Source organism: Oceanobacillus sp. FSL K6-0251 (assembly GCF_038004725.1).
Lineage (GTDB): Bacteria > Bacillota > Bacilli > Bacillales > Amphibacillaceae > Oceanobacillus > Oceanobacillus oncorhynchi.
The window spans coordinates 1,485,761-1,511,303 of record NZ_JBBORS010000001.1; the positions used below are offsets into that span (position 1 = coordinate 1,485,761).

Annotated in this window: 25 protein-coding genes and 1 pseudogene; 17 read left to right on the top strand and 9 right to left on the bottom strand. The window is 38.5% G+C overall.

Annotated elements, in window-relative coordinates:
• Positions 1 to 15: 15 nt before the first annotated feature.
• Entirely contained in the window at positions 16 to 570 is a 555-nt protein-coding gene (locus MKY45_RS07640) for a hypothetical protein (protein WP_338112846.1), read from the bottom strand.
• Between the two features lie 328 nt (positions 571 to 898).
• On the opposite strand from MKY45_RS07640, the gene MKY45_RS07645 reads away from it, so the two are divergent.
• From MKY45_RS07645 to MKY45_RS07680, 8 genes are all read left to right on the top strand, one after another.
• Positions 899 to 1,792, top strand: coding sequence for a sulfurtransferase (locus tag MKY45_RS07645; RefSeq protein WP_042532768.1), 894 nt, complete (start codon positions 899 to 901; stop codon positions 1,790 to 1,792).
• Positions 1,793 to 2,129: 337 nt separating this feature from the next.
• Positions 2,130 to 2,846 carry an FAD-dependent oxidoreductase gene (locus tag MKY45_RS07650; protein WP_042532769.1) on the top strand — a complete coding sequence of 239 codons (717 nt, stop codon included), beginning with the start codon at positions 2,130 to 2,132 and terminating at the stop codon, positions 2,844 to 2,846.
• Between the two features lie 257 nt (positions 2,847 to 3,103).
• Complete coding sequence (locus MKY45_RS07655; protein ID WP_042532770.1) at positions 3,104 to 3,313, top strand: gamma-type small acid-soluble spore protein; 210 nt, start codon at positions 3,104 to 3,106, stop codon at positions 3,311 to 3,313.
• Between the two features lie 563 nt (positions 3,314 to 3,876).
• Entirely contained in the window at positions 3,877 to 6,627 is a 2,751-nt protein-coding gene (ppc, locus tag MKY45_RS07660; protein WP_256705965.1) for a phosphoenolpyruvate carboxylase, read from the top strand.
• Positions 6,628 to 6,893: 266 nt separating this feature from the next.
• Positions 6,894 to 7,946 (top strand): fatty acid desaturase, encoded by a 1,053-nt coding sequence (locus MKY45_RS07665; RefSeq protein ID WP_042532773.1) that lies wholly within the window; start codon positions 6,894 to 6,896, stop codon positions 7,944 to 7,946.
• A gap of 102 nt (positions 7,947 to 8,048) precedes the next feature.
• The gene (locus tag MKY45_RS07670; protein WP_042532775.1) at positions 8,049 to 9,173 is read left to right on the top strand and encodes a sensor histidine kinase; all 1,125 of its coding nucleotides are present in this window, start codon (positions 8,049 to 8,051) and stop codon (positions 9,171 to 9,173) included.
• A gap of 2 nt (positions 9,174 to 9,175) precedes the next feature.
• Entirely contained in the window at positions 9,176 to 9,775 is a 600-nt protein-coding gene (locus MKY45_RS07675) for a response regulator transcription factor (protein WP_193065357.1), read from the top strand.
• Positions 9,776 to 10,060: 285 nt separating this feature from the next.
• Positions 10,061 to 11,602, top strand: a complete 1,542-nt coding sequence (locus MKY45_RS07680; protein WP_139089200.1) for a glutathione ABC transporter substrate-binding protein — start codon at positions 10,061 to 10,063, stop codon at positions 11,600 to 11,602.
• A gap of 49 nt (positions 11,603 to 11,651) precedes the next feature.
• Here MKY45_RS07680 and MKY45_RS07685 read toward each other — a convergent pair whose 3' ends face one another.
• A complete protein-coding gene (locus tag MKY45_RS07685; RefSeq protein ID WP_042532781.1) occupies positions 11,652 to 11,978 on the bottom strand; it encodes a four-helix bundle copper-binding protein in 327 nt (108 codons plus the stop codon).
• Between the two features lie 578 nt (positions 11,979 to 12,556).
• On the opposite strand from MKY45_RS07685, the gene MKY45_RS23280 reads away from it, so the two are divergent.
• The 3 genes and pseudogenes from MKY45_RS23280 (at position 12,557) to MKY45_RS07695 (ending at position 13,105) form a co-directional block, all read left to right on the top strand.
• Positions 12,557 to 12,622, top strand: a complete 66-nt coding sequence (locus MKY45_RS23280; RefSeq protein WP_084613032.1) for a twin-arginine translocation signal domain-containing protein — start codon at positions 12,557 to 12,559, stop codon at positions 12,620 to 12,622.
• Positions 12,623 to 12,643: 21 nt separating this feature from the next.
• Positions 12,644 to 12,865: pseudogene (locus tag MKY45_RS07690) on the top strand (GMC oxidoreductase); the annotation flags it as partial.
• Between the two features lie 51 nt (positions 12,866 to 12,916).
• Positions 12,917 to 13,105: a twin-arginine translocase TatA/TatE family subunit gene (locus MKY45_RS07695; protein ID WP_042532785.1), complete on the top strand. Its 189-nt coding sequence runs from the start codon at positions 12,917 to 12,919 to the stop codon at positions 13,103 to 13,105.
• A gap of 63 nt (positions 13,106 to 13,168) precedes the next feature.
• Here MKY45_RS07695 and MKY45_RS07700 read toward each other — a convergent pair whose 3' ends face one another.
• The 3 genes from MKY45_RS07700 to MKY45_RS07710 all read right to left on the bottom strand — a co-directional run bounded on the left by MKY45_RS07700 (position 13,169) and on the right by MKY45_RS07710 (position 15,441).
• Positions 13,169 to 13,654, bottom strand: a complete 486-nt coding sequence (locus MKY45_RS07700) for a DUF4188 domain-containing protein (protein ID WP_332094207.1) — start codon at positions 13,652 to 13,654, stop codon at positions 13,169 to 13,171.
• Positions 13,655 to 13,674: 20 nt separating this feature from the next.
• On the bottom strand, positions 13,675 to 14,214 hold the full coding sequence (locus MKY45_RS07705; RefSeq protein WP_341172806.1) for a PadR family transcriptional regulator: 540 nt from the start codon (positions 14,212 to 14,214) through the stop codon (positions 13,675 to 13,677).
• Positions 14,215 to 14,442: 228 nt separating this feature from the next.
• A complete protein-coding gene (locus MKY45_RS07710) occupies positions 14,443 to 15,441 on the bottom strand; it encodes an NADP-dependent oxidoreductase (RefSeq protein ID WP_341172807.1) in 999 nt (332 codons plus the stop codon).
• A 241-nt stretch (positions 15,442 to 15,682) separates the two neighbouring features.
• Between MKY45_RS07710 and MKY45_RS07715 the strand changes: the two genes are divergently transcribed.
• Positions 15,683 to 16,036, top strand: coding sequence for an ArsR/SmtB family transcription factor (locus tag MKY45_RS07715; RefSeq protein WP_332094205.1), 354 nt, complete (start codon positions 15,683 to 15,685; stop codon positions 16,034 to 16,036).
• 231 nt (positions 16,037 to 16,267) lie between these two features.
• Here MKY45_RS07715 and MKY45_RS07720 read toward each other — a convergent pair whose 3' ends face one another.
• A complete protein-coding gene (locus MKY45_RS07720; protein WP_332094204.1) occupies positions 16,268 to 17,095 on the bottom strand; it encodes a MerR family transcriptional regulator in 828 nt (275 codons plus the stop codon).
• Positions 17,096 to 17,197: 102 nt separating this feature from the next.
• On the opposite strand from MKY45_RS07720, the gene MKY45_RS07725 reads away from it, so the two are divergent.
• On the top strand, positions 17,198 to 17,632 hold the full coding sequence (locus MKY45_RS07725; protein WP_042532794.1) for a small multi-drug export protein: 435 nt from the start codon (positions 17,198 to 17,200) through the stop codon (positions 17,630 to 17,632).
• Positions 17,633 to 17,992: 360 nt separating this feature from the next.
• The gene (locus MKY45_RS07730; protein ID WP_341172808.1) at positions 17,993 to 18,766 is read left to right on the top strand and encodes an Rpn family recombination-promoting nuclease/putative transposase; all 774 of its coding nucleotides are present in this window, start codon (positions 17,993 to 17,995) and stop codon (positions 18,764 to 18,766) included.
• A 129-nt stretch (positions 18,767 to 18,895) separates the two neighbouring features.
• Here the strand turns inward: MKY45_RS07730 and MKY45_RS07735 are convergent, their stop codons facing one another.
• Positions 18,896 to 19,825, bottom strand: a complete 930-nt coding sequence (locus tag MKY45_RS07735) for a 3'-5' exonuclease (protein WP_341172809.1) — start codon at positions 19,823 to 19,825, stop codon at positions 18,896 to 18,898.
• Between the two features lie 209 nt (positions 19,826 to 20,034).
• Positions 20,035 to 20,937, bottom strand: a complete 903-nt coding sequence (locus MKY45_RS07740) for an AAA family ATPase (RefSeq protein WP_341172810.1) — start codon at positions 20,935 to 20,937, stop codon at positions 20,035 to 20,037.
• A gap of 356 nt (positions 20,938 to 21,293) precedes the next feature.
• Here MKY45_RS07740 and MKY45_RS07745 point away from each other — a divergent pair, with 356 nt between their 5' ends.
• From MKY45_RS07745 to MKY45_RS07755, 3 genes are all read left to right on the top strand, one after another.
• On the top strand, positions 21,294 to 22,190 hold the full coding sequence (locus MKY45_RS07745; RefSeq protein WP_256705967.1) for an NAD(P)/FAD-dependent oxidoreductase: 897 nt from the start codon (positions 21,294 to 21,296) through the stop codon (positions 22,188 to 22,190).
• 112 nt (positions 22,191 to 22,302) lie between these two features.
• Positions 22,303 to 22,629, top strand: a complete 327-nt coding sequence (locus MKY45_RS07750; protein WP_256705968.1) for a DUF4870 domain-containing protein — start codon at positions 22,303 to 22,305, stop codon at positions 22,627 to 22,629.
• Positions 22,630 to 22,869: 240 nt separating this feature from the next.
• The gene (locus MKY45_RS07755) at positions 22,870 to 23,766 is read left to right on the top strand and encodes an NAD(P)/FAD-dependent oxidoreductase (RefSeq protein WP_256705969.1); all 897 of its coding nucleotides are present in this window, start codon (positions 22,870 to 22,872) and stop codon (positions 23,764 to 23,766) included.
• A gap of 82 nt (positions 23,767 to 23,848) precedes the next feature.
• On the opposite strand, the gene MKY45_RS07760 is transcribed toward MKY45_RS07755, so the two are convergent.
• Positions 23,849 to 25,315, bottom strand: a complete 1,467-nt coding sequence (locus MKY45_RS07760) for a UDP-N-acetylmuramoyl-L-alanyl-D-glutamate--2,6-diaminopimelate ligase (RefSeq protein WP_341172811.1) — start codon at positions 25,313 to 25,315, stop codon at positions 23,849 to 23,851.
• Positions 25,316 to 25,543: the final 228 nt, after the last annotated feature.

The following is a 25,543-nucleotide window of genomic DNA, read 5'->3' on the forward strand; positions in this document are numbered from 1 at the left end:
AGAGCCTTGCTATTTTTATTCGATTTCGCCTGTTACTTCTCCATCAATGGTTGCGGAGCTTTCTGCTTCTTCATTTGCAAATTGTAAATTTCCGTCAATGGTTGCTGTTTCATCCAGCATAAAGCCGTTTGCTTCGACAATTACGTCACCTTCCAGAGTACCGCCTTGAAAATTCAAGTTTTCACTCTGTACGGTCATGCTGGGAACAGTAATCGTAAATGAGTCTGTAATGTTATGGTCTTCATCTTGTGTATATGGAGCAATTTTACGATAAATATCACTGGATTCGTCGTCTTTATCATAGAATTCGCCGGCAACCACGACATCCTCATCTATGGCGATATCATCCAGTGTAGCGATAATCCAAGTTCCATCCTCGCTGACTGCGTTGACAAAGGCGTCGGGCTGATCAACAAGGGATGCGGTTGTGACGACATCTTCTTCTGTTTCCTTCGTATCGTTTGTTGCATTTTCGTCTGTCTGCCCCTCTTCGTCAGCACCGCATGCGGCCAAAAATCCCACTAACAATAGGGACAAAAAGGACATAAATATAAGCTTGAATCTCATCATAAAACCTCCTAAGTGTTGTCTTGTGATTATCTTCACAATAAGTATATCATAGAATATAGAGGTATTTCGTGAAGTATTTGTGAAATAATGAACATGATGAATAGAAAGTGTGACAAATTTAAATCAATAAAGTAAAAAGGGGTTGTATGTATAAGCTGCCTTCGTATAATGCTTCGTCCAAACGACTAAAAGGAGATGAATTGGAAAAGGAATGGCATCATAAATTTTGAATCTGTTATTTTGCAAAAACCATCCTCCCATGTTATTATACGTTTAAATATAAGTAAGTTTATAAGAATTATATAATTAAAGTGAAGGAGTGCATATAATGAGTCATGTTCCATTCATTGTAACAACAGACTGGCTTGCGGAAAGATTGGATGATTCAAAACTGAGATTAGTAGATGCAACGACTTTTTTAAAATTGCCGGCAAGCGGTTATTATGATATTTGGTCAGGGAAAGAGGCGTATGAAAAAGGGCATATTCCAGGTGCTGTTTTTGCTGATTTATTAGAAGATTTATCCGATACGGATGCGGAGTATGCTTTTACCCTTCCGCCAAGAAAGGAGTTTATTAAAAAAATCACTGAATTAGGAGTCGGCGATGAAGACACGTATGTGGTCGTTTATGACCAAGGTGCGCAAGTAGATAGTCCTGTTGTGGCTTCAGATTGGGCATCCCGCTTGGCTTGGCAGCTGCGCTATGAGGGCTTGGAAAATGTCGCGGTGCTTGATGGCGGCTTTCCAAAGTGGAAAAAAGAAGGCAGACCGGTAACCACAGAGTCAGGCTCATATCCAAAAGCAAGCTTTAGCGGCGGGCGAAAACCCGAGCTGTTTGTTAACAAGGAAGAGGTAAAACAAGCGATAGATGATGACAATGTTATTATTATCAACAGCTTAAATGAAGCTGCTCATAAAGGCGAAGTGAATACGTATGGCCGTCCAGGACATATTCCAGGAAGTGTAAACGTCTTTTTCGGAGATCATTCTGACTCCGAAACATTGGAGCTTTACGATGATGAGATAATCCGGGAAACGTTTGAGAAAGCAGGAGCCCTTGATCCGGATAAGAAGGTGATTACCTATTGCGGCAGCGGGATTGCAGCAACTTGGAATTCAACGCTGTTAAACAAGCTTGGTCAGCATAATGTTGCCGTGTATGATGGCTCTCTGACGGAATGGGCAAGTGATCCTGACCTTCCGCTGGAAACAGATAAGTAAATAATGGAGAAAGATCGAAGCGCCCCTGCATAGAAGCTGCAGCAGAGGCGCTTTTTTAAGGTGATTTAATAAAGTTATCATTTCCTATTTAAAAAAATTGATATGCTTGGTTGATCTATATATTATCATTCGTTCTTCTTGTTTTGGCTAGTGACAATGATCAACACGGCTAAAGATGTAATAAAAGAAGCTGTAGCCATTATAAGTGTCATATTGATACCCCTCCTATAATAAAATCCCAAGTGCTTTCCAAAATAATCAACCCGTTTAATTGAGAATTATTATCATTTGTAGTATATTAGATACTAAAGGCAAATATAATGGAGGAGAATATATTATGCAAATATACTGGACGAAAATAAATAAAATTATTGATGAAACACCTGAGGTTAAAACATATATGCTTGACTGCCCGGAAGGTTTTACGTGGGAAGAAGGTTCCCACACCCACTTCGCACTGGAAGGGTTTAATGCCGGAGAGAAACCGAACCGCAGTCTGATTCGCCACATGTCGATTACTACATTACCGCATGAAAATTCCATCGGCATCACAACACGTATTAAAGAGCAATGTTCTGAGTTTAAAACGATTTTAAGAAATATGGAAGTCGGTCAAGAGGTTGCTATATTTAAAACGCATTCGAATGTACCGCTTAAAAGAGAAGATAAAAATGTTTACTTGCTGTCGGCAGGTGTCGGTTTGGCAACCTTCAGGCCGCTTGTACTGGATTATCTCGAACGTGCTGATAACGTTAATCAAATTCATTCTCTGAACATCGATTCAACAAAGGATTTCTTATTCACGCCTATTTTTGAATCCGCACCTGATAAAAAATTCACATCGCAGTTTGTTGATAATCGGAAAGACTACTATGAAGAAGTGAAAAACCTTGCAGCTGATAAAGAGGGCCTCTTCTATGTTGTCGGCAGTGACGAATTTCTTCAGCAGAATATTGACGTGCTTTTAGAGCAGGGAATCAAGCCGGAGCAGATTATGCTTGATAAACATAAACAACAGCTGCCAGCGTTTTTAACACTGAATGTATCCATGTAAGCAAGTCACTTCTAGTTGGTAAATAAAAAAGAGCGGCCGTTTTCAGCCGTTTCGTTGATCTAATAAATGAATTGGTTTATTACGAAGGAAAGTGTATCCTGATGTATCGCCCACTGTTTTTACACATCCTTCGAAGAATACAGAAGATAGAAAAGTTAAACCCATACTCGCCAGTTTTTATAAACGACAGGAGAAAATTTCGGCTAAAAACCCCTCTAATGGACAAAATAAAATGAAACAAAGCAGGAGGGGTATAAATGCAGAAAAATCAGGATAAGAAATTTACAGCGGCTGGGACAAATATTGAAGCCGTAAAAAAGGCAAACCAAAACTCAGGTATGTCTTATAATGAAGTCAAAGAATTCCTAGCTAAAACAACGGGAGGTCACGGGACAGAAATATACAGTGATACCAATTTGGAAGAAGTAAGCGTGCAGAATCAGCAATCTCCTAAAAACAGTAAATAACAAGGAAGCATCTGCTTTTTAGCAGGTGCTTTTCAGTTTCTTCTGCTATAATAATAAATCAATGAAAATCAAGTAAAATAGCAACATCTTATTCTTTGTTTTAAAAAGATAAAGGAGGGTATCTTCAAGGTTTATCTCTCAAATGTTTGATATTTTCATAAAAAGGGAAAAGAGGTATTAATTCATCTCGCTGCTTCACCACAAATATAAAGAAAAATCAGAAATAATGTATGTGAAAATAATCGTTTAAGGATATATTCATTTGTCTTTTTCTCGATGAGAGCGGTGAAAAGGTTTAACTGTTTAAAATGGAAAATAAACACTTTTGCATCATGAATTTATCACGGAGAACCGTCCGTATAACTCCCTCCTCAAAATAAAAAGAGAATAAATTTATTTAGGCGGGAGTCCAGGTGAGCTAATTCCCTGAATCGCTCAGGCTAATTCAGTGGGAGAATGTAGGAAACAGACTTCATTCTCCCACTGAATGAAGTTTCGTTTTATCATTTTTTTCAAAAAAATGATATGATAATTCTACGGTAATTGGAACAGGAGGAAACAACATGAGAGAAACAATCGATAAAAATGCCTCATTGCGAAATGATGTCAATATGCTTGGAAACATATTAGGAGAAGTTTTGAAGTTACATGGAGGTACAGCATTATTTGATAAGGTAGAATCGATTCGGGAAATGACGAAAAGTATCCGAAATGAGTATGATGAAGATACATATCAAACGTTAAAAAGAGAAATCAGCAATTTAAAACCGCCTTTACGTCAGCAGGTCATCCGTGCTTTTTCTATCTATTTTCATTTGATTAATATTGCGGAGCAAAATCACCGGATCAGGCGCAAACGCCAGTATCTGCTGGATGAGGAAAGCAGCCAGTCTTTTTCTATTGAAAAAGCCGTATCCAAAGTGAAAGAAAGCAACCTTACCAATAAAGGAATTCAAGAGATACTTAATGAATTATCCATTGAACTGGTTATGACAGCACACCCGACAGAGGCAACGAAGCGGACGGTGCTGGAAATACAGAAGCGCATATCGGCGCATTTACGGACATTGGACAATCCGCAGACTTCACAAAGAGAGAAGGCGGATGTGGAAGAAAGTCTGTTTAATGAAATCACTGCTTTATGGCACACCAATGAGCTGAGGCAAAGGAAGCCGGGAGTATTGGATGAAGTAAAAAATGGTCTTTATTATTTTGACCAGACATTATTTGAAACCTTACCCGATGTCTTTCAAGAAATGGAAACACAGCTGCAGAAACAAATTCCAGAGGGAAATTGGGAAGTACCAAATTTCATTCATTTTGGTTCCTGGATTGGAGGAGACAGGGATGGCAATCCGAATGTAACTCCAGAAATCACTTGGCAGACATTGGAGATGCAGAGGGAATTGATTTTGAAAAAATACGAAGCTTCTATCGTTGAGCTGATGAGACGATTTAGCCAATCAAGTCAACGAATATCTATTAATCAGCAATTTATTGATAGAATGGAAAAAGAAGAGACCAGCTATTTAAATGAGAACGATAAATGGCCAATCAAGTCAGAAGTATATCGACGTAAATTTGCCATTATTCTAAAACGTTTGCGTGAAACAGGGAAAACGTCACAGGGTTATGATTCTCCAGAAGAACTGGTTCATGACCTTAAAGAAATCAAAGAAAGTGCCGAAGCACATTTGCCAAAGACGAAAAAGCTGAAAACGATTCGAAAGGTCATCCGGCAAGTAGAGATGTTTGGTTTTCACTTAGCCACATTGGATGTACGAAATCATAGTGGAGAGCATGAAACGGCTGTTCATGAGATTTTAACGGCTGTTCATGTTACAGATGACTATGCTGCGCTTGGTGAAGAAGAGAAACAAAAAGTATTGTGTGAGGTTTTGAATGATCCGAGACCTCTGCTGCTTTTCGATGGCGGTTATTCTAAAGAAACACAGGATATTTTGAAAGTCTTCAAAACGATAAAAAATGCACATGAGGAATTTGGAAAACGAGCAATTGAAGTCTATTTAATCAGCATGTCAGAATCGCCGAGCGATCTCTTGGAAGTGTTGGTACTTGCTAAAGAAACCGGGATTTATCGTCTTTATCCAGATGGAACGGCGGAAAGTGATCTTGATGTCGCTCCATTACTGGAAACAATCGATGATTTGATTGCAGGTCCGGATATTATGAAGACATTGTTTGAAACAGAGGTATATCAGAAACAATTAAAAGCACGCGGGCAACATCAGGAAATTATGCTTGGCTATTCAGATGGAAGCAAAGACGGCGGTACGTTAAGCGCTAACTGGAACCTGTTTAAAGCACAGGAGGAAATCCATAATATAGCAAGACAATACCAAATCCGTCTGAAATTCTTCCATGGCCGCGGTGGTTCGCTTGGCCGTGGAGGCGGTTCATTGAGTACCAGCATCCTTTCCCAGCCTGCGGAGACTCTAGAAGATGGTGTGAAAATTACGGAGCAGGGAGAAGTGCTTTCTTCCAGATATCTTCTTGAAGATATTGCTTACCGAAATTTAGAGCAGGCAGCCTCTGCTTTATTTACAAGGTCCGCCAAGGTTTCAAATACACCGGATCAAGAAGAACTGCGTCAAAAAGAATGGGAAATCACAATGGAATCTATTTCCCAAAAATCATTGAAAAAATATCAATCGCTGGTGTTTGGCGACCCGGATTTTCTAGCGTTTTTTAATCAGGCAACTCCTTTGACGGAATTGGGTGCTTTAAATATTGGATCGCGGCCGATGAGCAGGAAGAACAGCCAGCGTTTTGAAGACTTACGGGCTATTCCATGGGTATTTGCGTGGACACAATCCAGGTACATGCTGCCTGCATGGTATGCAGCGGGCACAGGTCTGCAATCTTTCATTGAGGAAGATGCGAGTCATTTAGAAGCTTTACGAGCAATGTATAAAGAATGGCCTTTCTTCAAAGTGACGATTAATAATTTACAAATGGCATTGATGAAAGCAGATATGAAAACTGCTGAAGAATATCTGGAATTAGTTGAGGATTCGGAGACTGCAAAACGGATATATGAAGATATTGCAGATGAATATGAACGTACAAAAAAGGCGCTGCTGGACATTTCCGGCAATGAGGAACTGCTAAGCCACACGCCAAATATTCAAGGTTCTGTTCATCTTCGTAATCCATATGTCGATCCGCTTAATTTCCTGCAGGTGGATTTAATCCATAAATTAAGAGAAACAGATAATCCTCCTGAAGATCTGGTGACCGAGGTGTTACTGACAATCAATGGGGTAGCTGCAGGATTAGTGAATACAGGCTGATGAAAGAACGGAAATAATTTTAAAATGAAAAAGCCAATTGGTTACCCGTTTTATAACCAATTGGCTTTTTCCTGTGGGATGTGTGGTTTAAATCATGGAGAATCGTTATTCAACCTTCTGTTAAGTGAAGTATAATCCATAACAGGGGAACATCATCCAGAAAATATGACAAGTGTCATATCAAATTACTGACAACTGTATCTAACATTTCATTGCTCGATTCCTTATACTGAAATCATAGTAAGTTTATAAGGGCGGGGATACCAATGAGCAAACAAAAGCAAGCACAGCTTAGAAAAGACGTTATGCCATTCGCAACATCTAAAACGAAAACGAGTATTGTTCAACTATTGAATACGATACCTCCATTTTTTATCCTGTGGATTTTAGCTTATCAAAGTTTAGCTGTTTCCATTTGGTTAAGTTTGTTATGCAGCATTGCTGCCGCGGGCTTCATGGTCCGAACGTTTATTATCTTTCATGATTGCGCGCATCAATCTTTTTTCAAAAAACCGAAATTAAATCGACTGCTTGGCACCATTACCGGCGTAATTACTCATTTTCCCTTTGAAAAGTGGAAAAGAGAACATGCGATTCATCATGCGACAAGCGGCAACTTAGATCAGCGAGGCACCGGTGATATCTGGATTATGACTGTAGAGGAATATGAAAAGGCAACAAAATGGGAGAGACTGCAATATCGCTTATATCGCAATCCAATTATTTTGTTTGGTTTAGGACCATTTTCGCTATTTCTCTATAGTAATCGGATTAATCGTAAAGATGCGAAAAAAAAGGAACGAAAGAATACCTATATTATTAATATCTCATTAATTGTGATTTACTGTCTTATAGGCTTTCTGCTTGGCTGGCAGGCGCTTGTATTCGTGCAGCTGCCGATTGCTTATATTGCAGGTTTCTTAGGAATCTGGTTATTCTATGTTCAGCATCAGTTCGAGGATTCTTATTTTGAGAATGAGTCAGAATGGGATTATGTGAAAGCAGCGGTAGATGGCAGCTCCTACTATAAGCTGCCGAAATGGTTAGAATGGATGACGGGAAGTATTGGTTATCACCATGTGCACCATTTAGCACCCAAAGTCCCTAATTACCATTTGGAGCAAGCACACCGCGAAACGCCGCCATTACACAATGCGACTATCATTACGTTAAAAACGAGTTTGAAATCAATCAAATTCCGTCTCTATGATGAAGAACAGAAAACATTTATCAGCTTCCGCGAAATGAAGCATCGTTTAAATCAATCAAAAAATCAAAGGATAACGACAGCAAAGTCAACTTCTACGATTCGCTCATAACTGGCTTGGCTGCACACCCCCTGCACGTTTTAGGGGGTTCTTTATCGTTCACGAGATATATTTGGTATAATAACGTCAAGCGAGAAAATAGGGGGACAAATCGTGCGTCAATGGTATTATATTTTTCCAAGAAACACAGGATTAAGCATATATATTTGGGTTATTTTTTGTGTGTTGCCGTTTTACTTTATTTTTCGCTCTACTTCGATTTGGGAGATCGGTGTTGGCGTATTGTTAACATTACTTTTCTTTGCGATTTACTGGTTTACCTTTAACTCCCTTGAACCGTTTATGTATATCGGATTAACGATGGAATTTATTATTAATACGGTGATGACAATTCTATATGGATACGTTTATTTTGCTTTATTTACTGCATTTTTTGTTGGGAATGTTCGTGGCAAAGCAGGGTTTATCACGATGTATGTGATACACATGGTCGTGATTATAGGTTCCATCACGGCAGGATTTTTCTTTAATTATTCCCTGTTTCTAAATCAGCTGCCATTCTTGATTATGACCATATTAGGAGTTATTCTGATACCTATTAATCGTTATAATCGTTTGAAACAGGAGGAGCTGGAGGAACAATTGGAAGATGCTAACCGCAAAATTGCTGAACTTGCAATTGTAGAAGAGCGGCATCGAATAGCCCGTGATTTACATGATACCTTAGGTCAGAAATTATCGATGATCGGTCTGAAAAGTGAACTTGTAGGGAAGCTGCTGGAGAAAGACCCTGCAAAAGCGAAAAAAGAGCTGCAGGATGTGCAGAATACAGCCAGACATGCATTAAAAGAAGTGCGGGAAATGGTGTCGGATATGAAAAATGTTCGCTTGGAAGAAGAGCTTGCGCATGTCGAACAATTAATGGAAGTCGCACAAATCAAGCATGAAATTATAATTAAAGTAGATCAATCATCGTTGCCAATGTTAATGGAAACAGTATTAAGTATGTGCTTGAAAGAAGCAGTAACGAATGTCGTAAAGCATAGTCAGGCAGATCACTGTTCCGTGGAATTTTCAGAAACAGAAAAGGAAATAAGACTGCAGGTAGAGGACGATGGGATAGGGAAGAATAGTGTTCCTGAATTTGGAAATGGCCTTCAAGGGATGAGAGAGCGTTTATCCTTTATCAACGGAACATTAGCTATCACTGCACATTCGAAAGGGTTTAAAGTAGATATGACGGTGCCAAAGATATTAAGGCAAATGGAGGAGGTTTGAATTTGATTCGGATTGTAATTGCAGAAGATCAACAGTTATTGTTAGGAGCTTTAGGCGCGCTCCTGGATTTAGAAGAAGATATGACCGTGGTAGGAAAAGCAGGTAATGGGGAAGAACTGTTGGCATTAGTCAAGCAAGAGCGCCCTGATATCTGCTTAATGGATATTGAGATGCCAGTTATGACAGGTCTGGATGCTGCAGAGTATCTAAGGGAGGATTCCTGCAAAATTATTATTCTGACCACCTTTGCAAGACCCGGCTACTTTGAACGGGCTAGAAAGGCAGAAGTCGATGGTTACTTATTAAAAGATAGCCCCAGCGAGGATTTGGCCGACTCCATTCGTCAGATTATGAAGGGGAAGCGTTTGTATTCCTCCGAATTGATCGATCTTGCCTTTGCAGAAGAAAATCCCTTAACCAAACGGGAAATAGAGGTCCTGCAGCTGTTAACACAGGGGGGAACAACCAAGGCGATTGCAAAAGAATTACATTTATCCAATGGAACCGTTCGAAACTATATTTCAATTATCTTGGATAAACTAGAGGTGGATAACCGGATAGAAGCCATAGCGAGAGTGAAAGAAAAAGGCTGGTTAAGTTAGTGCTGTAAGGACATTACTTTCGGTTTGAAGAACGTTGGGATTTTTGAATTGCCAAGATTTTTGTTAAAACACGACTACTTTTACCGCAATCTAATTCAACAGTTTCTTATTATCACTTTGGAGCAGCAGATTTACTTCTTCTCACTTTTTTAAAAATAGTATATACTTATTCTCAACTGAAAGAATTGTATTCTTATCAGAATGAAGGAGATTCTACATAGAAAATGAGGGGGAGTAAATTTGAAGAAGATAATTGGATGGACGATACTGTTTTCCTTGTTAGTTATGATGGCAGCATGTGCAGATGACAGCGGTCCAGAAGATGAAACAGAAGCACCTGCCGAAGAAACGGCGGAAGAAACACAGCTGAAGGCAGGCTTAGCGTCAGAACCTGTATCGCTTGATCCGCATGCAGCAAATGATGGTAATTCGTTATATGTAATGAATACCTTGTATGATACATTGGTAGAACAGAATACAGACTTGGAAATACAGCCTGCACTGGCGGAAAGCCTGGAACAAATCGAGGATACGGTCTGGGAGGCGAAGCTGCGGGAAGACGTTACTTTCCACGATGGTTCTCCTTTTAATGCGGAAGTGGTAAAAGCAAATTTAGACCGTGTACGTGATACGGAAATAGGTTCCCCGCTTGGCTTTCTCTTTGACATGATTGAAAACGTTAAAGTGATCGACGAATACACGGTTCAAATTGAAACAGCATATCCGTTTTCCGCATTACCTGCCCATTTAGCACATCCAGGCGGGCATATGATCAGCCTGGAGGCGATTGAAGCAGATAATGAAGCAATTGCAAATGGAGAAGAACCTTTTTCTGTTGTAAATGAAAATCCGATAGGAACAGGTTATTTTAAATTTGAGGAACGTGCTGTCAGCGGGGAAATAACCGTAGTAAAGAACGAAGACTATTGGGGAGAGCAAGCTGGAATGGACTCTATTGCATTCCATTTTGTTCCGGAGGATTTAACTCGCATTGCGGAGCTTCAGACTGAGGACTCTGATTTTATTTATCCGGTAAATGCCAATAATGTGGAGGAAGTCGACAATAATGATGGCACACATGTGATGCAGTCTGATAGTGCCAGTATGACGTATCTAGGCTTTAACGTAGAGCGTGAGCCGTTTGATGATGAAAGAGTCCGTCAAGCGATTGCGATGACCTTAGATAAGGATGAAATTATTAATGGCGTTTTGAACGGAGTTGCTTTACCGGCAAAAGGGCCTCTTGCACCGACTGTATTTGGATATGATGAAAATATAGAGCCTATTGACAGAGATGTGGAAGAAGCTCAGTCTCTGATGGAGGATGCCGGCTATGCAGATGGCTTAGAGGTAACCCTGATGGCTTATGATACAAATACAGGCGATATCGCACAAGTCATCCAATCGCAGCTGAATGAAATCGGAATAGACGTGGACATTCAAATGACAGAAACAGCTACTTATTTAGAAGATACTGCAAACGGAAGCGTTGACATGTTTTTAGGAAGCTGGGGAACGGTAACGCTGGATGCGGATTACGGTTTATACCCCATGTTTCATTCTGATAATGCTGGTGCGCCGGGGAATCGTTCCTTCTATGCAAATGAAGAAGTGGACGGGTTGCTGGAAGATGCCAGACAAGAGGGCGATGAAGCAGAAAGGCTATCTCTCTATGCAGATGCACAGCAAATGATTGTAGATGAGGCGCCGATCGTGCCGATTTATCATTCTGTTCTTTTATCCGGCTTGCGTGATGAAGTAAATGGATACTATCAATTTCCAAGCAGCTTCCCATTCTTTAGAGATGTCACAATTGAAGCAGAATAATTAATAAAGAAGCAGTTCTATAAAAGGAGCTGCTTCTTTATTTATGCGTTTAAGCACTCTTTTTACATGCCTCTGCACATTGGAAGCAGGCATCCGCACATTTCTGACAATGCGCATGGCTATGTTTTTTACATTCATCTCCGCATGCTTCACAAATGTTAGCACAAACCGAAGCAAGTTCCTTGGCAAAAGGCGTATCTCTGCATAGAGCTTGTGCCAGATAGGAACAAATTTCGGCGCACTCTCTATCCAAACGGATGCATTCGGCCATCATTTTAATATCTTCTTCTTTTAGACATGCATCGTAGCAATGATTACATGCAACAATACAGTTTTGCAGTGCGTCAATGAGCTGCTGATGTTGTTGATGGGACATGAATAAACTCCTCCAAAGTGTATGTTTTTAGCTTGCAAGTTATAACATTCCCGAGAAGGCAGTGATTCATTCTTTTTCTGTTGGAGTTTATCGCAAACAATTGCCTGTAAGAATAGAATGCTAAGGTGTTCATAAAAACATCAGTTATATATAAGACAATTTATTCATATACATACTGGTAACATGACTTAAGGGAAGTATAGTCTATAAAAATAAATGGTATACCTAAGAAGTGCTTAAACAAAGTACTTCGAAATTAATGTAAGGGTATATAATTAACTCGGGATGAACCTTCGTACTAACCTTATTAATTTAGCAGTTTTTTCATTTTTAGTAGATAGACAACAGGCATGTTCTTCTGTTTTCCATAGGTAACCTAGAATTTTTAGGTTCTTCACAGATGTTTGTTTTCTAGTTATGATGACCACATATTATATATAATAGCAGTCTTTTTACATAAGCTTGAAAGGAGGAGCTTCGAAAATATATTTTACATGTGTGATTGTAAATAAAGGGGGAGTCACATTTCAGAGAATAAGGATGACAAACAGGGGAAGGTAAGTGAAAACCAGCAATAAGTGGATGTATCTCGACGTCAATTTATTAAAACAGCAGGAATGACAACGGGTGGGATTGTTGGCTAAGTACTCCTTTTTCAGCATAATAGTGGCGGAGCAATTATGGGAGATGACCCGGAAACATCCGTTGTGAATAGCTATTTACAAATGTGGAATATGGATAATTTATTTGTATGTGGATCGAGCGCTTTTCCACACTTTGGAGTAACCAATCCTACCACCACAGCTGCAGCTTTAACCTATCGTGCAACAGAAGGAACGATTGATTTTCTAAAAAATGGCGGGCAGCTTGTGGAAGCGAAAAATTAAAAGAAAAAGGTTTAATGTAAAAAATCCATTAAGAGCTGGAGGCGATTTTTAATGGGGTTAGCAAACATAGGAATTCCTGGATTAATCCTTATTGTTGTTCTGGCATTAATCATTTTTGGACCGAAAAAATTACCGGAGATTGGTAAAGCGGCTGGAGAAACATTAAGAGAATTTAAGAGCACGGCGAATGATATTATGGAGGATAAGTCCGAGAATGTAGAGCAAAAAGATAAATCGTGATTACAAAAAATAAACTCCAAAATGTCTTTGGAGTTTATTTTTGTGAAGGGAAAAGAAACGGAATTAGTTTAATTTTACGCCTTGCAGCCGTTTACGTGCCGAATTATGCTGTGCTGTGATAGGAATATGCTTTTTCGCATTTCCCATGCCGAATAAGGGCATATTTCGATAGACAGATTCATAACTCCCGGCTTTTATCTGATAGGTTTCATGATAGAAGCCGACAGCATCATTTTCCCCAACTTTCTTGTTGAAATTCTGCCATGCTTTCAAATGTTTTTTTCCTTTGGCATAAGCGAGCAAATCCTCTGTAGAACGCCAGTATTGAACCATGATGGTAGTGCGCAGACCAAAATAGCTTTCCATGGAAAGAAACCCTAATTCCTCCTGGTTTTCATACAATTCTCTAATCATACCGGGCATGGCTGTAAACACAGGTCCCCACTTCCGGACCGCGAGCCGTTTATTGATACGCATCCCAATAATAAAAACAACAACATCCTGATCATTTTCCGTAGTATACCTGCCAGAGTAGATTTTTTTACCCATGGATGATTCCTCCTTAAAAATTAGAGTTCCTTAATTGTGGCGTCACACCATGCGATAGCAGCTTCCGTCACACGTTTTCCATAATCTAAAGTAAACAGCCAATATTTTGCATCCTGATGATTCGTGTTATGGCGGGAAATACCTTCTTCAATTCCTTCATATGTTTGATACAGCTTCTCTAGCTTTTGCTTATAATCCGCTAACAGATAGAGACTTTGTTCCTTTGTCTGATGCCTGCCAAAAAACAGCTTCAGCAATACTTCATTCCGCTCGACTGGCAATTGCGTTAACGGCTGCTCCAGCCAATTTTTTAAAACATCTTTGCCTTTCTCTGTCAGAAAATATTCCTTGCGCTCTGGTTTTCCTTCTTGTACTAATGTTTGAACGGTAGCTAAACCTTCTTCTTCCAGCCGCTTTAATGTCGGATAGATTTGTCCATAGCTAATTTTCCAAAAATGATTCAGGCTATTATCAATAAACTGTTTTATTTCGTAGCCTGAACGACAGTTTGTGGTTAAAATGCCAAGTATGGCGTATGTGCTGTCATTATATTTTTGCATTTGTCTCACCTTATATCTTTTTGATATATATCATTTAGATATATAATAAATGAATTTGGGCTGGAAGTAAAGAGTGGAATAATAGTTTTATGTTTTTTCAATTAGTTCGGTTCGTATATACCTTCTAATATGAAAAAGCTAACCAGCAGGGCATCACCTTATTGAAAAAGCTTCTGCCGTGCTGGTTAAAGAGAGAAAGATATAATTAAAACATACATCAAGAACAAGTCACTTGATTTTAATAACAATTTTACCTTTTGCCCTGCCTGATTCGGAATATTCCATTGCTTTTTGTACATCTTCAAAAGGAATAACCCGATCAATGAATGGTTTGATTTTTTCAGCCTCGATAAGTTCTTTGATTTTATTTAATTGCTCGCCGCTGGGCTTCATGAATAAAAAGTTATATTGCACTTGATATTGCTTTTCTAATTTTGTTAATTTCCTTGAAATCAATCTAAAAGCGATTGTTTTCCAAAAAGGATAATTATTCTCTTTTCCAAAGCGGCCATTTGGGAGGTCGGAGATTGATACAATTTTTCCGCCGGCTTTCAGGATTTGAAACGAATTAACTAGAGCATCGCCGCCTAAGGTATCATATACGTAATCATAATCAGCTAATACTTCTTCAAAATTTTCTTCCCGATAATTTATGACCTTATCTGCACCCAGGCTCTCTACTAAATCTTTCCCGGCACTACTTGCGGTTGTAGCGACGTAAGCTCCCATCTCTTTAGCTAATTGAATCGCAAAGGTTCCAATTCCGCCAGAGCCTGCCTGAATCCAAATTTTGTCTTTCGGCTTAAGATTTAATATCTCATGAAATGCCTGATAGGTAGTTAACCCGACTAATGGTACGGACGCTGCTTCTTCAAATGTTACGTTTTCTGGTTTGAGTGCAATATCATCTTCATGAATAGCAATATATTCAGCAAAAGTACCGATCCTTGATTTTCTTGGACGTCCATAAACAGAATCCCCAGCTTTAAATTTCGTTACATTTTTCCCGGTTTTGAGGACTGTTCCGGAAAAATCATTTCCAAGAATCAATGGCATTTTATAGTTGATGAGCGGCTTTAATTTTCCGTCTCTAATTTTGAAATCAACCGGATTAATACTCGCAGCGTGAATTTCTACTAATACATCATCATAAGATATTTCAGGAATAGGAACATTCTCCAATTGCATATTTTTTTGTCCATATTTATGAATAAGCATTGCTTTCATTTGTTTTTTTCATTTGATAAATCTCCTTATCAGAATAATGGTTTAAACATTTAAACTTTTGAACTTTTGAACTAATAATGTATGATAGCTTGATTTTTAAAAAATGTCAACTAATCAAATGAAAAGTAACTTCAAAGATCATTTTCTAATTATGCACAACGAATCCATGCTATTGACGTAATAAAAATTTAATGGTTTAATAATTTGAACGATTGATTATTCAAATGAAACGAGGATGTATATGAAAACAAATAAAATAGAGAATTTAAAAAATGAATTTGATGAAGTAAAGGATTTTCTTATCGCTTTAGGGGATGAAAAAAGACAAATTATCATTGTTGCTTTATTGAATGACCATGCTTGCAATGGATGCCAAGGGCTTCGTGTAATTGATTTAACAGAAGCAACGAAGCTGTCACGACCAGCTGTATCACATCATTTAAAGATTTTGAAACAAATTGGAATCGTTGATATCCGCCGGGAGGGAACAAAGAATTATTACTATCTTTGCAATGCAGTGCCGGAAATGAAAAAGCTGAGGGATTTGCTGGATAATGTTATGTCGGTCATGGCAGAAGGGAAAGAGGAAGTGTGAAACGAATTTTTTGTGCTGACCGATTAGCTTGAATATAGCGAGGATATTAGGACGGCAATATGTTGAGCAATTGTAGAAGCTGGATTATGTGAATTTAAAGGGTCTATTCTAATTGACCCTCGCAGTCTAGAGGGACTGATGGGGCCGTGTTTTCTATTAGTATAAAGACGATGAGTGTATTGGTTTATCAATATAACTCATATTAAACATATATACAGCAAGCAAAGTCGCTCAGTTATTTTCTTCTACCTCAATCATTATTTTAATTACGTAATTTGCACTTACATTCAAGCTGCTTCCATCCATTAGGTAGAGATACTCTTCAAAGCTGTCACCACAAATACGATATCCTGTCTCCTTCAAATAATCTTTTATTTGTTCATATGTTTGATACGTATGCATATAGCTTCCTTTATGATAGCCAATGACATATTTTCCAGCTTTTTTCTCAAATGTCTTTGTTAAATGAAGCTGGTTCTCACGTAAATAGAAATAGGAATAATTTAAATAATCTCCTGTTTCTATTTGTTCGTGGCGAATAAGAGCACCCCAATTTTCCACATTGATTTCGCCTTGTTTTACATATTTCATAAACGATATAACCATTTTGGTGATGTCTTTATGAGAATAATTTAAAATATTTTCACTTAATACAATCTGTTCTACCTTCATATCCTCGATAGTAAATTGATCAAGGTCTAATTGTGATGCTTCTTCCATTTGCCTTTTCTGATTTTTAATGAGGTGCTGGATACGCTGCATTTTCCGTATTTTTATATCCACCAGTTTTTCTTTTTCCGTTAATAAATCAGTAATCTTCTTTGTGTTTTTGGAATGTAAAAAGTCTTTGATTTCCGCCAAAGACATTCCGATTTCTTTTAACATATCAATCACGCTATAAGCCTCAGCTTGTTGAATCGTGTAATAACGGTATCCATTTTCATTTTTGTATTCCGGTTCTAACAGACCAATTTCATCATAATGGAATAGCGTTTGCTTTTTGACCTCACATAAATCTGCAAATTCTCCAGTTGTCATCATTTTTTTGGAAGAATCCATTTCATCACCAACTTTACGCTTGAGTATACGGTAACCATATACTTTATATTATACTATAGGAATAAAGAAAATGTAGTGTAAAGAAAGAGGAGAGTATAATTTATGTTTAATTATTTGAGCTTAGCGGCTACTGCATGGTTTATTGGGTTCTTTCCAATGTTTGAAATATATATTGCAATTCCAGCTACGATGGTGATGGGATTAGATGCGGTTTCTTCCATTATCTGGTCCAGTTTTGGGAATTTTCTTCCGGTCCCGTTCATTGCTTTTTTCTATCAGCTTCTTGCAAAATCAGAACGTATTAAGAAATGGCTGGATAAATTAGCAAACAGCAAATATAAATATCGTATCGAAAAGCAAGGACCATTAGTTGTTGTGTTGCTGACACCGATCATTGGTTCATGGGCTGTTGCAGTGATTGCCAATGGAATAGGGATGAATAAAGTGAAGTTATTCATATCCGCTGGTGCAAGTATTTTGGTATATGGGATTGTTATTGCAGTTTTGACATATTATGGTGTCGCTTTTGTAGGCTGATAAAATGCAGCAGAAATATAAATCCACCTATGCAGCCGGAGTAGGTGGATTTATATTTCTGCTGCTTATTTCAAGTCTATTGTTCACAGTACCATTAATTCTAGAAAAAAAAAGCAGACTACATGAAGCATGATCGGCTGAAAAAAAAGCTGATACAAGAGTTTTTTGAAGAATTTATCGAAGCTTTTTTCCCCAATCTTCACCCTCACATTGATTTCTCCAAGGTCACCTTCCCCGCAGTGTAACTGGCTGGGACTGCGGTTACTCGTCCCACCGAAGTGCTTTTGTAAGACTTCCACATCAAAAATAAGAAAATCTGTTATTTCAAAGTGGAAGGTCTAACAGCCAGTAACGGCCCGATTGGTTCAACTAACAGCGGTTTTGATGGGGCGAGTAGTCGCAGTCCCATTCAGAATACCGCTGAATGAAGTTTCACTTTACGAACAAGAAGTGTATCTGGACTACATCAATGGCCGCAAGAAAGAAATTGACGTTCTCGCAGCAGTAAAGCTGAATCACGAAGACAAAATACTCCATATTCATACCGAAGCGCAATCAACTCATGAAGCAAATTTTCCCGAAAGAATGTTTCTCTATTTTTCTTACCTTTACGCCAAAGACCGCAAACCGATTCAACCCATTGCTGTTTTGAGTTATAATAGGAAAAAAGAAGAACCGACACAATTCAGAATCGATCCCCCCACCCAAGACGTCCTTCAATTTAACTTTTTACAATTACACTTAATCAAGAAAAACTGGAAAGCATATATTCAATCAGACAACCCGGCCGCCGCAGTCTTGCTCAGTCAAATGGGATATGAAGAGCATGAGCGGGTTCAGGTGAAGCTGGAGTTTCTGCGCATGATCACCCGGATGCAAATCAACCCGGCACAAATGATGGAGCAAATGGAGAACTTGCCGGAGGAGGAAAAAGACATGGTTTTGCAGCTGCCGAATTCTTATTTTGAGAGAGGAAAAGAGGAAGGGATAGAAGAAGGCATAGAGAAAGGAAAGCAAGAAATCGTTTTAAAATTGATAAAAAAGGGCATGTCTATCAGCGAAGTAGCAGAAATTACAGAGTACAGCGAAGCAGAGATTAAAAAGCTTGCAGGCAAGCAAGGAAAAGAAGAATAAGTAATCCGCATGCTATAGTATAAAAAAAGTGAGCAGGTTATATTTCAAACTGCTCACTTTTTATACTGAAATAAAAAGCAACTTCCACCAGCCAAATGAATTGCTTTTCATCTCTGTCTAATTCAATATTTATACATTAGAAATCAGCTTCGATGCATTTCCGCTGTGAATAACGGATAAATGATGCAGCGCTCTGGTACAGCCAACATATAATAATTTTGCGGTTTGCTCTGTCACTGGATAACGCGTTTCATCAACATCGACCATTAATACCGTATCAAATTCCAGTCCTTTAGATACATATACAGGCAATAAGGAAATGCCTCCTTCGTACGACTTATCCTCGGTAGTAATCATGGTTAACTCTGGAATCTTTTCTTTTAGCTTTGGATAAATCGCATTACAATCAGCTTCCGATCTTAAAATACCTGCAATGGTCTTCATCTCTTTATTTTTCATATCATGTATCCAGCTTGTGATTTTCTCTAATTTTTCCTCTGTATCTACTTGTTGGATCTGTACCTCCTCACCGCTTCGAAATACCGGTTCTGCATAGGCCGGACGATTGGCAAGATGACGGAGAATGGTGTTGGAAAACGCAATAATCTCATAAGTGGAGCGGTAGCTTTTTGTCATTTGGAAGAATTTCGAGCGAGATGTGCCGAAAAGGTCAATAAAGTTTTCCCACTCGTCAATTCCTTCGTTGCTGTGAATACCTTGTGCTAAATCTCCTAATATCGTAAATGACGCTGTTTTAGTCCGTGCATGCAATACAGAAACCTGATAGGGTGAAAAATCCTGTGCTTCATCAATCACCACATGATCAAATCGCTCGTCTCTTTCAATTCCATACCAATAATCATGAATATCGAGCAGGGGAGCCAGGTCATCTAAAGTTATTTTATCCTTAGGCGGCAAAAGGTCTGTTCTTTCCATCTTTTTTAAGATTTGTGCGTACAGTTCATAAGGTTTTCTTTTTTTCCATTTCCTTAAATATCTTCTTAATTCCTTTTTGCCGTCTTTACGGGCTTGCTCCTGTTCTTTTTTCTCTTCATACATCTTAGCTTCTATTTCTATCCACCGTGTTAATTTTGCTTTAAGCCTATCATATTTTTTAGTGGCTGGATTGCCTTTAAAATCAGCTTCAATCCAAGTGTTAATTTGTTCTAAGGGAACACCTTTTTTATTTTCCCAGGGAATAAAATCTTCTTCCGGGATCCAATCCTTTTCTAGTTGCGATAACTGCTCCCTGATTTGCTGCTGGAATTCTAAAGAGCCTTTCCAATTATTCTGTTCTGCTGTGCCGGATTCAAAAAAGCCTTCCTTCTTTCACTGAGAGATTCTAGCTTACATTTCGGATCATCGATAATGGAGGTCATGACCCACTTTGGAAAGGTGGTCTGGACAATATCTCCGACCCCTAATTCCGGCAATACTTGTGAAATATAATCAAGAAAGATGGTATTCGGTGCAAAAATAATCATCCGGTGCGCCGTTAATTGCTCCCGGTATTCATATAATAAATAAGCTAATCGGTGCAGTGCCACAGTGGTTTTTCCGCTTCCGGCAACACCTTGGATGATAACAGCCTTGTTTAAAGGATAACGGATGATTTCATTCTGCTCTCCTTGGATGGTCGCAACAATATCACGAAGTCTGTTATCCTTTTGGTCTTCCAGCTTATATAATAAGAATTCATCTCCTCCGGAAGCCTCCTGCTCTCCACGAATATAGCGGTCTACCACTCTTTGAAGCTCCTGATTGTAAGTGACGATATTTCTTTTTAAATAAATTTCACCTTCTACGATGCCGTCTGGTGAAAGATAATAGACGTCATCCTCACTCCCGCTAAAGCCATAGAACAGGCTGGCTATCGGGGCACGCCAATCCGTAATCAGAACATCTCCGGTGTGCTCATCAAAAACACCGGCTTTCCCGATATAGGTGGCTTTCACTTCCTCCTTTTCTTCTTCTTTAAAATCAAGACGGGCAAAATAGGGTTCCTTTTTAGCAATCGTCAGAGATTCTCTTACACGCTGCCGGCTGCCTTCCAATACGTTTTCTGTGAAATCATCGCCGATATATTCCGGTATTTCGGCTAAACGTTCATATTGCTTGTTGATAATTGATAAGGTTTCATGTAATTCCTTTTTTTCTTCCTCAAATGCCATTGCGAATCCCCCTTAACTGAATGTCTTGTTCATTTTAGCAATGAAATTAAGAAAAAAATAGACTTATATATTTCGTTGATGTATACTATTAAATACAGTCATGCCAAAAATAAAATTACATATAATGGAAAAACACTTGAAGAAGCGAATCCTTTTTCAAGTGTTTTTTTTGGAATAAAAATGTAAATCTAATTCAAGCAGAGAAGCTTTGTGGATAACAGTGAATTATTCGAAGTGGTTTCATTTTCCTATGATGTGAATTATATCGACTTCCATCTTGATAAAGCACATGGATTCCTTTATAGTAAATTCATCATTACGAAATTTCATCCTGCAGTAAAAAGGAGGAAATCATCATGTTGTATGATTGCGCAGTTATTGGAGGAGGACCTGCCGGATTAAATGCATCACTTGTTTTAGGCAGGGGTAGAAAAGAAATTATTTTATTTGATGACGATACACCTCGTAATGCCATAACACAGGAATCTCATAATTTTATTACCAGAGATGGGATTCATCCAGCAGCATTTAAAAAAGCGGCTTATGAAGATTTAAATAAATATCCAACGGTTTCCGTTGAAAGAAATCAAGTGGTTGATATTGTTCCTGCTGCCTCTTATTTTCAGATTCAAACAGGGAGAGGGCAGGTCTTTGATGCGCAAAGAATTATTTTGGCAACGGGATTAAAAGATATTCTTCCTGAGATAGAAGGTATCCAACAATTTTACGGAACAAGTCTTTTCGGATGCCCGTACTGTGATGGGTGGGAGCTGAAAGATCTTCCATTGGTTTATATTGCTGCATATCCACATGCTTTTAACAGTGTGAAAATGGTTTCGAATTGGAGCAAGGATATTGTTGTTTGCACAAATGGGAAGGATAGTATATCTCCAGAGGAAAAAGCTATCCTAGCACAAAAGAATATTCCGGTTTTAGAAGACGAAATTTTGCGGCTGCAAGGAGAAGGCGGGCAATTAAAAAGCATTCAATTTAAGAATGGGAAGGAACTCGGTCGCGAAGCCGGGTTTATTTCGTATAAATTACAGCAGGCTGCACCATTTGCCGGGCGTCTGGGTTTAGAATCCAATGGCGCGGGGGGAATTAGAATAGATCCCTATGGACGCACAAGCAGGAAAGGTGTATATGCTGCAGGAGATAATGCTGGCGGTCTGCCTCAACAGATTGTAGCTGCGGCTGAAGGAAGCAAAGCGGCGATAAGTGTACTCAGTGATTACGTGGCAGAAAACTTTTAAATAATTTATTGTTTACATACACCCTTTTATCATTAAAAGAGGGTGTATTTTTGAGGAAGGAAATGATAAAATAACTTCCTTATTATTAGAGAATATTGAAGGAGTTTATTGGATGGAAGGGAATAAATTATTATCACCATTATGTTATTTTAGTATCTTTTTTGCGCCATTTTTATTTCCGATTTTGGTATGGATTCTTGGAGATGAGGAAACAAAAGGGCACGCGAAGAAAGCCTTATGGACACATCTTATTCCAATTATCGCAACCATTATTGCAGGAATCATTATCTTTTCAATTGGCATCGGACAAGTTTGGACAGATGAAGTAAGCGGCAGATTATTTATTGCAATGATAATTGCGATAGCTATTTGCTTTATCATTGATATTTATTATTTTATCTGGAATATTGTTAAAGGGATTAAGGTACTAAGCTCTTAATAACGAATTTAGAAATGAAATATAAAAATAAGTAGAATCTATAGATGATGGGATATTTTTCTATAGGTTCTTTTATTTTACATATAGTACAGATTGAAGTAAAAAAGAATCTCATCAGCTTCTGCTTGAATCAAAGAATGGATAAGAAAGAATCTCCTTACTTGATAAATCGTAATCATTACGATATAGTTAATAAAAATTACGCAAAACAGAACCTGCGTAACGAAGGAGGAGATTATATTGGTATATGATTGTGCTGTTATCGGGGGAGGCCCTGCCGGGTTAAATGCATCTCTTGTTTTAGGCAGAGGAAAAAAAGAAGTGATTTTATTGGATGATGATGCCCCGCGCAATGCTGTCACACAGGAATCTCATAATTTTATTACCAGAGATGGTGTAAAACCAGCTGAGTTTCGGGAAGCGGCCCATGCAGATTTAAAAAAGTATCCGAATATAGTGATTCAAAAAGACCGGGTGACCGATATAGATTCGGCTGCTTCTCCTTTTCGCATTCACACAGAAGCAGGGAAGGATTACGAAGCAAAAACCATTATTCTGGCAACAGGACTGAAGGATGTATTGCCTGATATCCAAGGAATCCATGATTTTTATGGAAAGAGCCTGTTTGCCTGCCCTTTCTGTGATGGGTGGGAGCTAAAAGACATTCCGCTGGTTTATATTGCTGATGGAGAATTTTCTTTTCATGGTATAAAAATGATTTCCAATTGGAATAAAGATATAGTCATTTGCACAAATGGCAAAGAAAGCTTCTCCGCTGAAGAAAGAGATATTTTGAAGCAAAAGCAATTCGAGGTTATTGATGATGAAATTTTACGATTGCAAGGAGAAAATGAGCAATTAAAAGCAATTTTATTTAAGAATGGAAACGAATTGTATAAAGAAGCAGGTTTTATATCTTATAAAATGGAGCAGGCTGCCCCTTTTGCTGAGCGCCTGGGTTTAGAGCTGAACGAGATGGGTGGAATTAAAACAGATTCGCAAGGCCAGACAAGTATCAAAGGGATTTATGCCGGCGGAGATAATGCATCTGGTCCGTCGCAGCTGATTATTGCTGCAAGTGAAGGGAGTAAAGCGGCGATAGGGGTGATTAGTGATTTTGTGGAGGAAACATTTTAAATCATAAATTGATAAGTGAAACCTTATTCAGCAGGGATTTTCTTTTTAACCCTCGCGGAATGAGGTTTCACTTTATTCGCAGCTATTTTAATAAATTACGCAGTTTTAAATGTTCCTTTTCTAACACCCTTTTCCCTTCTTTTTGCAAAACATACTCCACAGTTTCTCTATCGGAGCTCACTGGCAAACTGAAATCCAAGCGATAACGTTCATTTCCTTTCCCCGTGATGATTACCCAGTCTTTTTCCGCTGCCTTTTCAATAGCATACTGTATAGCTAAGGTGCGATCTGAAATAACCTGTCCTTCGTTTAGTTCATTGAGCTCTTGGAGCATAGCAGCAGAGGGGACGCCATTTAAGTCATCAAATGTAAGAATGATTTCATCCGCCAGTTTTTTAGAAACAGTTATCATTTTATTTCTTTTACTGGAATCTCTGTCTCCTCTAAAACCAAAAACATGAAAAACTTTTTCGGCGCCCTCGATTTTAGCAGTGGTAAGACAATTAGAAAAAGCTTCTGCAGTATGGGCATAATCTACAACAATTGTTGTCCCATTTGAACGCTTGAATAGTTCAAATCTTCCGGGAATACCAGAGAATGTACGTAATGATTTCATGATTTGCTGAATGGGGACGCCTATTTGCGAGGCTGTCAAGAATGCCATCGCCGCATTATACGTATTATGCTGTCCCAGGATAGTTAATTGAAGGGGAAGGTTACATCCTTTATAGGAGATTTCAGAAAAACCAGGGGTTATTTTATTTATCTTTAGCGCATCGCTTTCTTTATTCCCTAAAGTAATTAAGGAGAAATTACGGGATGGAAGTATGCTGCTAAGCTTTGCTCCCCGTTCATTATAGTTGTTGATAATCGCATACCCATGGTCTTTTAATGCTTCAAACATTTTGGCTTTGGTTAAGAAATAATCTTCCATCGTGTGATGATAATCAAGGTGGTCGTGATCTAAATTGGTAAACAGACCAAAATCAAATTCAATTCCATGTATCCTGCCCTGCGCTATTCCATGTGAAGAAACCTCCATAATAACAAATTCGTCCTTACTTATTGCCAGGTGCTTTTGCAGGCTCAGCGCATCGGGTGTTGTATTCAGCGAAGGATACGTTTCCCCATTGATTATCGTGTTTACGGATCCAAACATGGCACATGTATGACCAGAATCCTCTAAAATATGTTTTATCATATAAGCTGTCGTGGTTTTCCCGTTTGTACCGGTGATACCAATTATTTTTTTGTCTTTTGCGGGGTTTCCGTAAAATTCAGAAGCTATTTCAGCTAAAGCCAGACGGCTGTCAGGAACTCGAATATATGGTACGGATAACTCTTGGAGGTCTTCTTCTCCTATAATACAAACCGCACCGGCCTTGATTGCCTGATTAATAAAATCATGACCATTAAAACTGTATCCCTTTATAGCGATGAATAAGTCATTTTTATCTGCAGATTTGGAATTTGTTGTTATTTTATTGATTATCATATTTGGTATACTCATCGGTTTACTAATATTTTTCAATAGTTGTTGTAAATTCATGTGTTGTCACCTCTTAAACATAGGGAATGATACGGGAGAATGTAATATTACCTTAGGTTTTGCCATTTGAAGATAATTTATTATAATGATGGGCAGGTAATTTGCCATCGAGAAGAAATAAATTCGTCATGGGAAATCCCGATAGAAGAGAGGCTGTAAAAATTTCAAAGTATTTGCTTTAAAATATGGCGATTCTTCTAGTAAGGAAAGCTTATAACGCAGATGCGT

Coding starts and splice junctions, on each gene's coding strand:
- MKY45_RS07640 (WP_338112846.1), bottom strand. CDS start 570: ATGATGAGATTCAAGCTTATATTTATGTCCTTTTTGTCCCTATTGTTA.
- MKY45_RS07645 (WP_042532768.1), top strand. CDS start 899: ATGAGTCATGTTCCATTCATTGTAACAACAGACTGGCTTGCGGAAAGA.
- MKY45_RS07650 (WP_042532769.1), top strand. CDS start 2,130: ATGCAAATATACTGGACGAAAATAAATAAAATTATTGATGAAACACCT.
- MKY45_RS07655 (WP_042532770.1), top strand. CDS start 3,104: ATGCAGAAAAATCAGGATAAGAAATTTACAGCGGCTGGGACAAATATT.
- ppc (WP_256705965.1), top strand. CDS start 3,877: ATGAGAGAAACAATCGATAAAAATGCCTCATTGCGAAATGATGTCAAT.
- MKY45_RS07665 (WP_042532773.1), top strand. CDS start 6,894: ATGAGCAAACAAAAGCAAGCACAGCTTAGAAAAGACGTTATGCCATTC.
- MKY45_RS07680 (WP_139089200.1), top strand. CDS start 10,061: ATGATGGCAGCATGTGCAGATGACAGCGGTCCAGAAGATGAAACAGAA.
- MKY45_RS07685 (WP_042532781.1), bottom strand. CDS start 11,978: ATGTCCCATCAACAACATCAGCAGCTCATTGACGCACTGCAAAACTGT.
- MKY45_RS07695 (WP_042532785.1), top strand. CDS start 12,917: ATGGGGTTAGCAAACATAGGAATTCCTGGATTAATCCTTATTGTTGTT.
- MKY45_RS07700 (WP_332094207.1), bottom strand. CDS start 13,654: ATGGGTAAAAAAATCTACTCTGGCAGGTATACTACGGAAAATGATCAG.
- MKY45_RS07705 (WP_341172806.1), bottom strand. CDS start 14,214: ATGCAAAAATATAATGACAGCACATACGCCATACTTGGCATTTTAACC.
- MKY45_RS07710 (WP_341172807.1), bottom strand. CDS start 15,441: ATGAAAGCAATGCTTATTCATAAATATGGACAAAAAAATATGCAATTG.
- MKY45_RS07715 (WP_332094205.1), top strand. CDS start 15,683: ATGAAAACAAATAAAATAGAGAATTTAAAAAATGAATTTGATGAAGTA.
- MKY45_RS07720 (WP_332094204.1), bottom strand. CDS start 17,095: ATGGATTCTTCCAAAAAAATGATGACAACTGGAGAATTTGCAGATTTA.
- MKY45_RS07725 (WP_042532794.1), top strand. CDS start 17,198: ATGTTTAATTATTTGAGCTTAGCGGCTACTGCATGGTTTATTGGGTTC.
- MKY45_RS07735 (WP_341172809.1), bottom strand. CDS start 19,825: ATGTATGAAGAGAAAAAAGAACAGGAGCAAGCCCGTAAAGACGGCAAA.
- MKY45_RS07740 (WP_341172810.1), bottom strand. CDS start 20,937: ATGGCATTTGAGGAAGAAAAAAAGGAATTACATGAAACCTTATCAATT.
- MKY45_RS07745 (WP_256705967.1), top strand. CDS start 21,294: ATGTTGTATGATTGCGCAGTTATTGGAGGAGGACCTGCCGGATTAAAT.
- MKY45_RS07750 (WP_256705968.1), top strand. CDS start 22,303: ATGGAAGGGAATAAATTATTATCACCATTATGTTATTTTAGTATCTTT.
- MKY45_RS07760 (WP_341172811.1), bottom strand. CDS start 25,315: ATGAATTTACAACAACTATTGAAAAATATTAGTAAACCGATGAGTATA.